Below are 12,459 nucleotides of genomic sequence, written 5' to 3'. Positions count from 1 at the left end.
GTCCGTCAGGTGCCGATGATGCTGGTGATTCCCGTGACGCTGTAGGTGCCCGTGAAGGTCGGGTGGGCCCCGTTGGCGACGATCCCGGCACAGGCGGCGGTGGCGCCCGAGACGGTCAGCTGGTGGGCGCTGGAGTTGGAGACGTTGAGCTTCTTGGTGCTGTTGGTGTACTTGGCGTCGACCTCACCGGTGACGTTGAAGCTGCAGGTGAGGACGGTGAGCTTGGCCTGGATGTTCTTGATGTAGCCGGTCGTCACACCCGAGGTGTAGTCCTGGGCCACGAGCTGCCAGGCCGGGGAGGTCGTGGCGACCGGCGTCACCGGGCCGAGCGCACTCGTGCACGGGCTGGCCGTCGTCCCGAAGGTGGCCGACGTGATGTTGCCGACCGTCGCGGGGTTGCCGGTGGCGCTGAACGCGGAACCACCCGCGGTCGCCGTCGGACACGTGAGCGGGATGCCGCTCACCGACAGGACCGTGTTGGTGGACACGGCGGTGAACGGCGCCGGGTTCGGCGTGACCGTCCATGTGGTGGCGGGGAATGCCATGGCCTGGGTGGCCCCGAGCACGACAGCCACAGAAGCGACGCCGGTTGCGACGGCGATCTTCTTGAGGGTATTACGCACAGTTAGTTCCTCCGATTCGACAATGCGGGTGGCACTGCTTGCGGGGACGCGCTCCACGGCTGCCCAAGGGCACGAAGCGCGTCTATGAACCACTTCTCCGAGGGGAGACGTACACTCTCGGCCACATATAATCTGTGACAGGCCGTGACGTTACTTGCGAGAAACTTCCAGCACAATGTTGCTGGCCAAGATTCTCGCCACCAGCTTCTTTTGTCGTCCGCAGGTCACTAAACGGCGGAGACCGATTGTCACTTGGTGCGCAAAATTCCGGCCGAACAGGCCGCCGGGGCCCACAGCCGCCACCGTGCCGGCCGGGGCGGTGCCTCCCGGCCGGCACCTGGCGATATCGGCCACACTCCCGGCAGTTGTCCGAAATTGACCACTCCCTCCCCACCTGCACCGGAGCCCCGCAACCGCGCCGAACTGTGTGCACCCTGCACTTCGATCTTGCACAAGTGGTGTGCACGGCAGTCGACTTGGTCTATCTTCGTCGCGGAATTGGTACGCACCTGTCGGTACGTGGGAGCGCTTTCCCCCACCGCCTCACCCCCCACCGGGTTCTGGAGAGCAAGGGGACACGTCATGCCGAAAGTCATTTCTCCATTGGACACGGGGGATCCGCTGGGACCGCTTCCCCAGGAGTTCGCCACGATTATGCGGCCCGAACTTCCCAGCCTCATCAAGGAGATCGGCGTCGAGGTCACCCGCGCCTATCCGGAATACGCGCGGCTGCTCAGCGGCCCCAACGGCCAGGCCATTCGCGTGGGCGTGGAACGGAGTCTCTCCTCGTTCGTCGACCTGGTGGCCGAACCATCCACCTCGACCTCCTTACGTGACGACATGTGCCGCCGGTTCGGACGCTTCGAGGCCTACGAAGGCCGGACCATGGAAACGCTCCAGGGCGCTTATCGGCTCGGTGCGCGCGTGGCACTGCGACGGGCTAAGAAGGTCGGCCGCAGTTACAACTTCTCCCCCACCCTGATGCTCAGCTTCGCGGACGCCCTCTTCACCTACATAGACGAGCTCGAATCGCTGTCCCGCGAGGGTTTCCTCGAGGTGCAGTCCCAGACCGGCGAACAGAGCGAGGCCATGCGCCGGCGTCTGCTCCACCTGATCCTGGCCGGGCGCCCCGTGCCCCGTACCGCCATCGCCGAACTGTGCGAGCAGACCGGGTGGACGCTCCCCGAGGAGGTCACTCTCGTGGCCGCCCGCTCCCCTGCCGGAATCGACCGGGCCGGCGCCGACCGCGACATCCTGGTCGACCTCAGCGATCCCCAGCCCCATCTGCTGATCCCCGGCCCCCTGGACGACGCACGAAGATCCATGCTCGACCGGACGCTCCTCGGCACCCGGGTGGCGATCGGACTGACCGTTCCCACCGCCCTGGCGTCGGACTCGATCCGCTGGGCCAGGCGAGTCCTCGAACTCGTCGACGCGGGCGTCATCGACGACGCGCCGTCCATCCTCTGCGAGGACCACCTCATCACCCTGTGGCTGCTGTCCGACCCGGTCCTCCTGGACCAGCTCGCCCGGCGGGAGCTCGCTCCTGTCGCCGGCATCAGCGCCACCCGACGGGAACGGCTGATCGAAACTCTGCGCATCTGGCTCGACACCCGTGGCACGGCCGCCCACATGGGCGAACTTCTGGACGTGCACCCGCAGACGGTCCGCTACCGCATGCGTAACCTGGAGTCCATCTTCGGTCAGCAACTGACCGATCCGCAGAGCAGGTTCTCCACCGAGGCCGTTCTGCGGGCGCTCCAACTCCAGTCCCGCGCCGACGACTCCACGCCGTAATCCGTCCGCAGAACCGTTTCCGGCCAGAACACGGCCTTCACTGCGCGTCAACTTACTTATGGGTAAGGGGAAATACCCGGTCACTCCCAGACGGTTGCCACACGGAGACGTTCTCAACGAGAAACCCGGAACTGCGTCCCGTACATATGGAGGAGTCGTCCGCCCACCCGGCGGTCGCGACGTCCGACCTCCTGGCCACCATTCGAGAGGGAACCCCCATGACCGCCTCGCACCTGCTCGTCCCCGTACCGATCCCGGACCGCATCGCCGCACTGATCGGCTCCTGCACCCCCTCGCACATCCTGGAGGCGGAGTTCGACGCCGAGTGCGCCGCGCGCGAGGTCCGCAGCTTCCGCGGTCCGCGGCTCGACATCGAGGACCAGGCCGACCGTGAACAGGCCCTCGCCGAACTCGCCCGCGCCAACAAGGTGCTCTCCGCCCACCACCCCCGGCTGGCGGTGCGCCCCGGCAGTTCCTGGTGACTCCCCGTGGCTCCTCCATCTTGCGGAGGCGCCACCATGCGCTTACCTTACTCCGAAGTAAGTTTACTCCAGAGTAAGGAACTGGCGTGGCCGACAACAGCAGCGGCAACCTCACCGACGACCTGACCGCCCTCGACTTCGCGGCCGTCTCCCCGCAGGAGTTCGCACGGATCGTGAAGGGCCTGTCCGCCAAGCAGCTCGGCGAGGTCATGCACGGCGAACTGCGCACCCGGGTGCTCGGCGAGGTCTTCGGCCGGATGAGGCAGCAGTTCCGCCCGGAGGCGGCGGGACAGCTCGAGGCACTGATCCGCTGGAAGATCACCGGTGACACCGATGCGGTCTACGAGACCGCGATCGCCGACGGCACCTGCACGATCAGCGAGGGCCGCTCCGAGGCCGAGCCACGCACGACGCTGGTCATGGCCGACGCGGAGTTCCTGAAGCTCGTCTCCGGCAACGGCAATCCCGTGACGATGTTCATGATGCGCAAACTGAAGGTGGCCGGCGATGTCGGTCTCGCCTCGGGCCTCACCCGCTACTTCGACATTCCGAAGGCCTGAGGCCGGTGAGCTACTTCTCCCTCGCCCTCACCGAGGAACAGCAGGACCTGCGCGACTGGGTGCACGGCTTCGCCGCCCAGGTGGTGCGCCCGGCGGCCGCCGAATGGGACGCCCGAGAGGAGACGCCCTGGCCCGTCATCCAGGAAGCGGCCCGGATCGGTCTGTACGGTTTCGAGTCCCTCGCCGACATGTACGGCGATCCGTCAGGACTCTCGCTCCAGATAGCCAACGAGGAGCTGTTCTGGGGTGACGCCGGAATCGGTATGGCGCTCTTCGGCACCTCCCTCGCCGTCGCCGGGATCTTCGCCTCCGGCACTCCGGACCAGCTCGCCGAGTGGGTGCCCCAGTGCTACGGCGACGAGGACGACCCGAAGGTGGCGGCGTTCTGCGTCTCCGAACCGCAGGCCGGCTCGGACGTCTCCGCGATGGCCACGAAGGCACGCTACGACGAGGCCAAGGACGAGTGGGTGCTCTCCGGCCAGAAGGCGTGGATCACCAACGGCGGCATCGCCGAGATCCATGTGGTCGTCGCCTCGGTCGATCCGTCGCTCGGCGCCCGCGGGCAGGCCGCGTTCATCGTGCCTCCCGCCACGAAGGGCCTGGAGGCGAGCCGCACCATCAAGAAGCTGGGCCTGCGGGCCTCGCACACGGCGGACGTCTTCCTCGACGACGTACGCGTTCCCGGGCACTGTCTGCTCGGCGGCAAGGAGAAGCTGGACGCCCGGCTCGCGCGCGCCCGGGAGGGCGGCAACGCCAAGGGTCAGGCGGCCATGGCGACCTTCGAGGTCAGCCGTCCCACCGTCGGCGCCCAGGCGCTGGGCATCGCGCGCGCGGCGTACGAGTACGCGCTGGAGTACGCCGGTCAGCGCGAGGCGTTCGGCCGGCCCGTCATCGAGAACCAGTCGATAGCGTTCGCGCTGGCCGACATCCGTACGGAGATCGAGTCCGTCCGGCTGCTGATCTGGCAAGCCGCGTGGATGGCCCGCAACGACCGCACCTTCGACGCGGGCCAGGGCTCCATGTCCAAGCTGCGGGCAGGCGAGCTCGCCGTGTCCGCGACGGAGAAGGCCGTCCAGATCCTCGGGGGCGCCGGGTACAGCCGGGAGCACCCGGTGGAGCGGATGTACCGGGACGCCAAGATCTACACGATCTTCGAGGGGACCAGCGAGATCCAGCGCCTGGTCATCGCCCGGGCGATCTCAGGGCGCCACATCCGCTGACCGAAGGCCCGAACCGGGTCGCCCGGCCCCCTTTGCGCCATCCGGTGCGAAGGGGGCCGTTCACCGGGCGACCGAGGCCTCCACCGCGGCCTTGATGCGCTGCCCGAAGGCAGGTGCGTCCTTGCGGGCCGCGCTGCCGGCGAATCCGACGAGGAGCTTGCCGACGCCATGGCCCTCCAGAGAGTTGAAGAGCCGGACCAGGGTGCCTCCGCCGGCCGTCGGTTCGAGGTCGTAGCCGCCGTCCGCCGCCGTCACGAGGTTCTTCGACCGCTCCTGCCAGCGGATCCGGCCGGGCGCCACGAGTTCGGTGATCCCGAACTCCCGTCGGGACTTCATGCCGGCGTCCTTGACCGTGCTGCGGAAGAGCGTCCCGACGGCGGTAGGCCCGGCGGGCACCTTGTCGATCCGCTGGACCCGCGGGCTGAACTCCGGATCGTGCGTCCCGTCGGCGAGGTAGGCGAAAACCGCCTCGATCGGCCGGTCGATCTCCACCGTCGCGTCGAACCGCGTGGCCATGGCTGCTCCTTGTGATCAGCGCCGGCCCGCACCCCGCCGGTTCGCGTCGCTTCGTCATCCGATCGTAGATCCGCCGGACGGTGACGGCCCCTCGATGGCTGTCACCTCACCGGGGGGGCCGTCGTACGCTCAGCCGGTCACGGGCGTGAACCGCACCGGCAGCGACGCCGGGCCCCGGGTGAAGACGCCCTGCTCGGACGGGGCGAACCCCTCCGCGAGTCGCACGTCGGGCATCGCGTCCAGCAGCATGTTCACCCCGGTCTGCACCTCGGCCCTGGCCAGCAGGGCACCGACGCAGAAGTGCCGGCCCAGGGCGAACGCCAGGTGGTCGGCCGCCGCGGAGAACGCCGTGGTGCTGGTCAGGTCGGTACGGAAGAGGTCGAAGCGGTCCGGGTCGGTGTAGCGGGACGCGTCCCGGTTGGCGGAGCCGATCAGGCAGGTGACGGTCGAGCCCGCGGGCACCCGCCCGCCGCCGAGCTCCACGTCCGTGGCCGTCTGGCGCATGATCATGTGGACCGGCGGGGTGAGCCGCAGTGTCTCGGCGAAGGCCCGGTCGATGAGACCGCGGTCCTCCCGCACGGCGGCGAGCTGCTCGGGGTGGGTGAGCAGGTTGGCGAAGATCGAGGCGATGGCCTTGTCGGTCGTCTCGCCACCGGCGGCGAGCAGCAGGCTGCAGAAGGCCTTGATGTCCTCGTCGCTCATCCGGACGCCGTCGACCTCTGCGGTGCAGAGTGCCGAGAGCAGGTCGTCGCCGGGGGCCTTCCGCCGCTCCTGGATGATCGGGATCATGTACGCGGCGAATTCCTGCCGGGTCCGTTCACCGGCCGCCGCCACCTCCGGGTCGCCCGCGAGATTGCCGAGGAAGGCGATGACGCTGGTGTACCAGCCGTGGAAGCGGTCGTGGTCGGCCTTGTCGAGGCCGAGCATGTCGGCGATGACGAGGACGGGGAAGCGGGTCGCGAAGGCGTCGACGAGGTCGGCCTGACCGGTGTGCCGGAACGTGTCGATCAGCTCGCGCGCGTTGCGCTCGATGACCGGGAGGAACTTCTCCTGGAGGTCGGCGCCCCGGAAGGCGGGGGCGACCAGAGCCCGGCGCACGGCGTGCTCACGTCCGCTGAGCTGAAGGATGGTCCTGCCGTGTACGGGCTCGATCTGCCAGTCGTAGTTCTCGGTGGTGAACTCGCCGGCCTTGTCCTTGAAGACCCGCTCGACGTCCTCGTACCGGGAGACGACGTAACTGTTCGTGGCGTCGTGCCGGATCAGCGGATGGCTCTCGCGCATGATCCGGTAGGCCCCGTAGGGATCGGCGGCGAAGGCGGGCGAGAGAATGTCGGGTACGGGCGGTGCTTGCGAGGCGAGTGACTCTTGTGGGGCAGACGTCATGGCGCTCCAGGGTCGTTGACGGGCAACGCCGCCAAGGCTATTGACCCACCGTCCGACCTGAAACCCCCTGGGGGAACCATGCCCGCCGGCCCGCGCCCGTCCGTCCTGTTCGTCACCGATCTCGCCTACGAGGCCCGCGGACGCCGCTACTGCGACGAGGACATCCACCTGACGTCCCGGCTGCGCGAGGACTTCGACATCGCTCTCTGTCACCCCCGGGACGCCGCCGCGCTGCTGGCCGGTTTCGACGCCGTCGTCGTACGCAACAGCGGCCCGGTGCTGCACTACCAGGAGGCGTACGACGCGTTCCGCGCACGGGCCGGGCGCCTGGGCACGCGGGTGTACAACCCGTTGACCGGCCGCGGCGACATGGCGGGCAAGCAGTACCTCGTCGACCTGAGCCGGGCCGGATACCCGGTGATCCCCACCGTGGACCGGGCGGCGGATCTGGGTCTGCTGCCCGAGGCCGGGGGCTATGTCATCAAGCCGAAGCTGGGCGCGGACTCGGTCGGGCTCCAGTTCGTACGCACCCCCGCGCTGCCCCCCGGGGCGGACGGCACGCAGCTGGTCCAGCCGCGGATCGACTTCCGCTACGAGGTGTCCTTCTACTTCGTCGATCACGACTACCAGTACGCGCTGAACGCACCGCACCCGGAGCGGCGGTGGGTGCTGGAACCGTACGAGGCGAGCGCGGCGGATCTGGCGTTCGCGCGTTCGTTCATCGACTGGAACACCCTCGACCACGGCATCCAGCGGGTCGACGCGTGCCGGACCGCGACGGGTGAGCTGCTGCTCGTCGAGCTGGAGGACCTCAATCCGTATCTCTCGCTGGACCGGGTGAGCGAGCCGGTGCGGGAGGCCTTCGTGGCGCGGATGAAGGCGTCGCTGAAGGACCTGCTGGGCTGACCCGTCCGGACGTCCCCGGTATGCGGGTGACAAGGGCCGGTGTGAGGGTGCAAAGGTGACCACTGCCAGCGAGACCGCCCCCGCCGCGCAGGTTGCCGGCGCACCGCCCCTGCTCGATCCGCGCCGCCGCAACATCGTCTTCGTCACGATCGTGCTGGGCATTCTGCTGGCCGCCCTGGACCAGACGATCGTGGGCACCGCGCTGCCCACGATCGTCTCGGACCTCGGGGGCGCGGCCCACATGTCGTGGGTGGTGACGGCGTATCTCCTGGCGGAGACGGTGGCGACGGTCCTGGTCGGCAAGTTCGGCGACCTGTTCGGCCGGAAGATCGTCTTCCAGCTCTCGGCGATCATCTTCATCACCGGTTCGTTCCTCTGCGGTCTCGCGACGAACATGACACTGCTGATCGTGTGGCGCGGTCTGCAGGGCATCGGCGCGGGCGGCCTGATGGTCACGTCGATGGCGTTGATCGCCGATGTGATCCCGTTGCGCGACCGCGGCAAGTACCAGGGTGCGATCGGCGCGGTCTTCGGCGTCTCCACCGTCATCGGACCGCTGCTGGGCGGCCTCTTCACCGACCATCTGACCTGGCGCTGGGCGTTCTACGTCAATGTGCCGATCGCGATCGTGGTGGTCATCGCGGCGGCCCGGACCATTCCGTCCGTGAAGGCCGCGGGACGTCCGGTGATCGACTACCTGGGCATCGCGATGGTGACGATCGGGGCGAGCTCACTGATCCTGGCGACGAGCTGGGGCGGCAACGAGTACGCCTGGGGCTCCCCCGTCATCATCGGCTTGTTCGTCCTCGGCCTGTTGGCCCTGGCCGCCTTCTGCCTCGTCGAGTTCCGGGCGAAGGAACCGATGCTGCCGATGCGGCTGTTCGGGAACCCGGTCTTCACGGTCTGCTCGATCCTCAGCTTCATCGTGGGCTTCGCGATGCTCGGCGCGATGATCTACCTGCCGACCTATCTGCAGTACGTGGACGGGGACTCGGCGACACTCTCGGGAGTCCGGACGCTGCCGATGGTCATCGGTCTGCTGGCCGCCTCCATCTTCAGCGGCAATGTGGTCAGCAAGACCGGCCGCTACCGGATCTTTCCCATCGTGGGCTCGCTGGTCATGGCGGTCGGACTGTTCCTGCTCTCCCGGATGGGCCCGGACAGCGGGGTCTGGCTGGAGTCGCTGTACATGCTGGTGCTGGGCCTCGGCATCGGGCTGTGCATGCAGGTGCTGACGATCGCGGTGCAGAACACCGTCGACTACGCGGACCTGGGCACGGCGACGTCGGGCGTGACGTTCTTCCGTACGCTCGGCAGCTCCTTCGGCACCGCCGTGTTCGGGACCATCTACGCCAACTCGCTCGGCCCGAACCTCGAGGACGGGGTCGCGGCGGCGCTGCGGGCGGGTGGTGATCCGGCGGTGGTGGCGAAGGCCTCGCAGAGTCCGGAGGGTCTGCACTCGCTGCCCGCCGCCCAGTCCGCGCCCCTGGCCCAGGCCTACGCCGACACCCTGCACACCGTCTTCCTGTGGACGGTGCCGGTCGCGGTGCTCGGCTTCGTCGTGGCGCTGTTCCTGAAGCAGGTGAAGCTGCGGGACACGGCACGGGCCGGCTCGACCGACATGGGCGAGGGGTTCGCGTCACCCAGCGCCGGGGACTCCGCCCGGCTGCTGGAGTTCTCGGTGGCCAAGATCCTGCGGCGGGTGGACCCGGAAACCGCCCGGCGCATCGTGGCTTCGTCCGACACCCGGCTCGACATGGCGGGGGCCTGGGCGGTGATGCAGGTCGAGCTGTTCACCCGGATGGTCGGCCATGCGGGGCTCCGGCTGATCGCCACCCGGCACAGGATTCCGCCGGAGGTGCTGGTGCCCGTCTTCGACCGGATGATCGAGGAGGGCTACCTCACCGGGGACGGCCATGTGTTCACGCACACCGAGGCGGGCAGCCGGGAGGCCAGGACGATCAACGACGCATGGTCCCACTGGCTCGGCGAGCAGCTGGGCGACCAGCGGGAGCAGGCGGACGACACCCGGCTGCGCGCCGCGGTCGACGTGATCGCCAAGCGGCTGCTGGCGGAGGACCTCACGCAGGAACTCGCCCCCGTGGCCCCGGCCGGCGCGCCGGTCTGAGGCCGCTCGGAGCCTGCCCCGCGGCGGACCGTCAGTCGGCGAAGACGGCGGAGCCGCTCGGAGCCTGCCCCGCGGCGGACCGTCAGTCGGCGAAGACGGCGGACTCGTAGACCCAGGCGCCCTCGTACCGGACGAAGCGGCTCTTCTCGTGGAGCGAGTCGCGGTGGCCGTCGGCCGTGTAGTGGGCCCGGAAGGTGACCGTGCCCGTGGTGTGGAAGGCGCTTCCCTCCGTCGTCTCCAGGATTTCCAGGCCCTGCCAGCGCTGGCCGGGATCGAGGTCGAGGACACCCGGCCGGTGGTCCGGGTGCCAGGTGCGCAGCAGATGGGCGGTGTCCCCGACGACGAAGGCGGCGTACCGCGAGCGCATCAGCGCCTCGCACGTCGGCGCCTGCGCCCCGGCGTGGAACCGCCCGCAGCACTCGCCGTAGGCGGCGGGCAGCCCGCAGGGGCACGGCGAGGCGGCCGTGACCTGGGGGGCGGGAGCGGCGGAGGGCCGCCGGGGACGTGCGGTGCGTCGGGACATGGGTCCATTGTGACCTGCGGTGGAGCCGGGTCGTGCGGGGGACTGCACAGACCCGGGCGAAGAGTCGCGCAACGGGTTCTGCGCGACGGCCGCTGTGAGTGCCTGGGCGTGCGGCGAATGGCCTCGCCACGCCTCCGCCCCCTCGCCGCTCACGCCTTGCGTGCCACACCCGCGTAGCCCGGGATCGGCTCGTCGCCCGGGACGTCGATGACCTCGCCGAGCTCCGGGTGCCACTCGGCGGAGAGCGAGACACCCGGGTCGACGAGTTCGAGTCCGTGGAAGAAGGCCGTGAGTTCGGCCCGGCTGCGCGGGCGCAGGGTCATGCCGCGGGCCCTGTACATCGCGGCGGCCTGGGCGGCGCCCTCCGGGTCGAAGTCGCCGGTGGTCTGCGAGAGCACGAGGTAGCTGCCGGGGGCCAGCTGGTCGACCAGGCTGTCCACCAGTTCCGCGGCTCCGTCCTCGTCGTCCAGGAAGTGCAGCAGCGCCAGCAGGGAGAGCGCGATCGGCTTGCTGAAGTCGAGGACCTTTCCGGCCGCTTCCAGGATGACCTCGGGCCTGCGGGCGTCGGCCTGGATGTACTCGGTGGCGCCCTCCGGGGTCGAGCGCAGCAGGGCCGCCGCGTGGGCCAGGACGATCGGGTCGTTGTCGCAGTAGACGATGCGCGCGTCCGGCGCGGTCCGCTGGGCGATCTGGTGGAGGTTGGGTTCGGTCGGTATCCCGGCGCCGATGTCGAGGAACTGCCGGATGCCGTTCTCGGCGAGCCAGCGGGTGGCTCGGTGCATGAACGCCCGGTTGACGCGTGCCATGTCACGGCCTCGCGCGTCCACGGCCAGCAGTTGCCGGGCCATCTGCTCGTCGACCGGATAGTTGTCCTTGCCGCCGAGGAACCAGTCGTACATCCGCGCGGGATGTGGCTTGCTGGTGTCGATCTCGACGGGGGGCTCGTGCCCGGTCATAGCGCGCTCCTTGGATCCGTGGGCCGGCGAACAGAGAACGAATGCGGTGCGCGCGGCGACCGGGAACCGTCCGCGCGATGAGGTCAGGTCAGGAGGAAGTCTGCCTGACCGGCCTTGGCGCCCTGGATGAAAGCGGCGATCTCGCGGTGGGAGTAGATGAGGGCGGGACCGTCGGGGTCCGCCGACTGACGCATGGCGATTCGTCCGTCGGAGAGCTTCATCGCCTCGACGCAGTTGCCGCCGTTGCCACCGCTCCACGGCTTGTACCAGCCCTCGGAGCCGAGATCGGCGGCCGGCATGCCGTTGTATATGGGTGTCATCACAGCTCCTTGCGGAAGTCCCGGAGGATTTCCTTCGTGCGTTGTGCAGTCGCGGCCTGGGCCGCCATGCGGTCCATGACCTCGAGGTAGGAGGCCACCTCGGGACGCGAGTCGAAGTAGACGGCCCCGGTCAGGTACTCGCTGTAGACCATGTCGGGAAGTTCGGGAACGGCGAACCGGAAGAGGACGAACGGCCCGTAGGTGCCCGGGTGGTGACCGGTGGAGAACTCGGCGATCTGCAGGGTCACGTTGGGCATCTCGGTGGCTTCCAGCAGCCGGTCGGTCTGGGCGCGCATGGCGTCGGGGCTGCCCACCGGGCGGCGCAGCACCGTTTCGTCCATCACCACCCACAGCCTCGGGGCGTCCGGCCGGGTCAGCAGCGACTGCCTCTGCATCCGCAGCGCCACATGGCGTTCGATGTCCTCGGGCCTGGTCTGGCCGACGGCGCCGGTGCGCATCACCGAGCGTGCGTAGTCCTCGGTCTGCAGGAGGCCGGGGATGAAGTGCGGCTCGTACATGCGCAGGAGGCTCGCGGCGCCCTCCAGGCTGACGTACATGCTGAACCAGTCGGGCAGCACGTCATGGAACCGCTGCCACCAGCCCGGCTTGTTGGCCTCCTCGGTGAGGTCGACGAACGCGTCGGTCTCCTCCTCGGCGATCCCGTAGGCCCTCAGGAGCGACTGCACATAGGGAATCTTGAGAGCGACCTCGGCGGTCTCCATCCTGCGGATCGTCGCCGGAGCGACGCGGAGCACCTTGGCTGCCTGGTCCCGGCTCAGGCCGACACGCTCCCGCAGATCCTGCAGGCGCTTGCCGAGAACGACCTGACCCACGGTCGGGGCGGACCGCGGTTCGCTCACTTGAGACCTCCCCATGCGCTGTTTGCCAGCAGTGTGCCATGCGCGTGCCACCAAGAACACAGCCACTCTGAATTTTTCAGAGTGCCTCTTGCCAAGTGTTCACGACAGGGGGAGAGTTGGTGAGTGAACCAGTTCACTCGTCATGCCCGCCCTCTCTGACGAAGATCGCGAAGCGTGACACAGCC

Annotated in this window: 13 protein-coding genes; 6 read left to right on the top strand and 7 right to left on the bottom strand. The window is 68.9% G+C overall.

Annotated elements, in window-relative coordinates:
- Window positions 1-5: 5 nt before the first annotated feature.
- A complete protein-coding gene (locus tag ABZ434_RS13330; protein WP_359135001.1) occupies window positions 6-623 on the bottom strand; it encodes a hypothetical protein in 618 nt (205 codons plus the stop codon).
- Between the two features lie 582 nt (window positions 624-1,205).
- Between ABZ434_RS13330 and ABZ434_RS13325 the strand changes: the two genes are divergently transcribed.
- The 4 genes from ABZ434_RS13325 (at window position 1,206) to ABZ434_RS13310 (ending at window position 4,682) form a co-directional block, all read left to right on the top strand.
- Window positions 1,206-2,420 (top strand): helix-turn-helix domain-containing protein, encoded by a 1,215-nt coding sequence (locus ABZ434_RS13325; RefSeq protein ID WP_359134999.1) that lies wholly within the window; start codon window positions 1,206-1,208, stop codon window positions 2,418-2,420.
- A 218-nt stretch (window positions 2,421-2,638) separates the two neighbouring features.
- On the top strand, window positions 2,639-2,902 hold the full coding sequence (locus tag ABZ434_RS13320) for a hypothetical protein (RefSeq protein ID WP_359134997.1): 264 nt from the start codon (window positions 2,639-2,641) through the stop codon (window positions 2,900-2,902).
- A gap of 86 nt (window positions 2,903-2,988) precedes the next feature.
- Entirely contained in the window at window positions 2,989-3,462 is a 474-nt protein-coding gene (locus ABZ434_RS13315; protein ID WP_359134995.1) for an SCP2 sterol-binding domain-containing protein, read from the top strand.
- Between the two features lie 5 nt (window positions 3,463-3,467).
- Window positions 3,468-4,682 carry an acyl-CoA dehydrogenase family protein gene (locus tag ABZ434_RS13310; protein WP_359134993.1) on the top strand — a complete coding sequence of 405 codons (1,215 nt, stop codon included), beginning with the start codon at window positions 3,468-3,470 and terminating at the stop codon, window positions 4,680-4,682.
- Between the two features lie 60 nt (window positions 4,683-4,742).
- Here the strand turns inward: ABZ434_RS13310 and ABZ434_RS13305 are convergent, their stop codons facing one another.
- Window positions 4,743-5,198, bottom strand: a complete 456-nt coding sequence (locus tag ABZ434_RS13305; protein ID WP_359134991.1) for an SRPBCC family protein — start codon at window positions 5,196-5,198, stop codon at window positions 4,743-4,745.
- A gap of 129 nt (window positions 5,199-5,327) precedes the next feature.
- Window positions 5,328-6,581: a cytochrome P450 gene (locus ABZ434_RS13300; protein ID WP_359134989.1), complete on the bottom strand. Its 1,254-nt coding sequence runs from the start codon at window positions 6,579-6,581 to the stop codon at window positions 5,328-5,330.
- A 78-nt stretch (window positions 6,582-6,659) separates the two neighbouring features.
- Between ABZ434_RS13300 and ABZ434_RS13295 the strand changes: the two genes are divergently transcribed.
- Together ABZ434_RS13295 and ABZ434_RS13290 are read left to right on the top strand one after the other, a co-directional pair.
- A complete protein-coding gene (locus ABZ434_RS13295) occupies window positions 6,660-7,487 on the top strand; it encodes a hypothetical protein (RefSeq protein WP_359134987.1) in 828 nt (275 codons plus the stop codon).
- Window positions 7,488-7,542: 55 nt separating this feature from the next.
- Entirely contained in the window at window positions 7,543-9,615 is a 2,073-nt protein-coding gene (locus ABZ434_RS13290; protein WP_359134985.1) for an MDR family MFS transporter, read from the top strand.
- 82 nt (window positions 9,616-9,697) lie between these two features.
- On the opposite strand, the gene ABZ434_RS13285 is transcribed toward ABZ434_RS13290, so the two are convergent.
- The 4 genes from ABZ434_RS13285 to ABZ434_RS13270 form a co-directional block, all read right to left on the bottom strand.
- Entirely contained in the window at window positions 9,698-10,138 is a 441-nt protein-coding gene (locus tag ABZ434_RS13285) for a YchJ family metal-binding protein (RefSeq protein ID WP_359134983.1), read from the bottom strand.
- Between the two features lie 149 nt (window positions 10,139-10,287).
- On the bottom strand, window positions 10,288-11,094 hold the full coding sequence (locus ABZ434_RS13280) for an SAM-dependent methyltransferase (protein WP_359134981.1): 807 nt from the start codon (window positions 11,092-11,094) through the stop codon (window positions 10,288-10,290).
- An 83-nt stretch (window positions 11,095-11,177) separates the two neighbouring features.
- Window positions 11,178-11,414, bottom strand: coding sequence for a DUF397 domain-containing protein (locus tag ABZ434_RS13275; protein ID WP_219567121.1), 237 nt, complete (start codon window positions 11,412-11,414; stop codon window positions 11,178-11,180).
- Window positions 11,414-12,274, bottom strand: a complete 861-nt coding sequence (locus ABZ434_RS13270) for a helix-turn-helix transcriptional regulator (protein WP_359134979.1) — start codon at window positions 12,272-12,274, stop codon at window positions 11,414-11,416. Before ABZ434_RS13270 ends, ABZ434_RS13275 begins: the two co-directional genes overlap by 1 nt.
- Between the last annotated feature and the right edge of the window lie 185 nt (window positions 12,275-12,459).

The sequence above is a fragment of the Streptomyces sp. NPDC005761 genome (assembly GCF_040630635.1).
Lineage (GTDB): Bacteria > Actinomycetota > Actinomycetes > Streptomycetales > Streptomycetaceae > Streptomyces.
The sequence above is the reverse complement of the archived record's forward strand: the minus strand, read 5'-3'. Positions and strand labels throughout refer to the sequence as shown.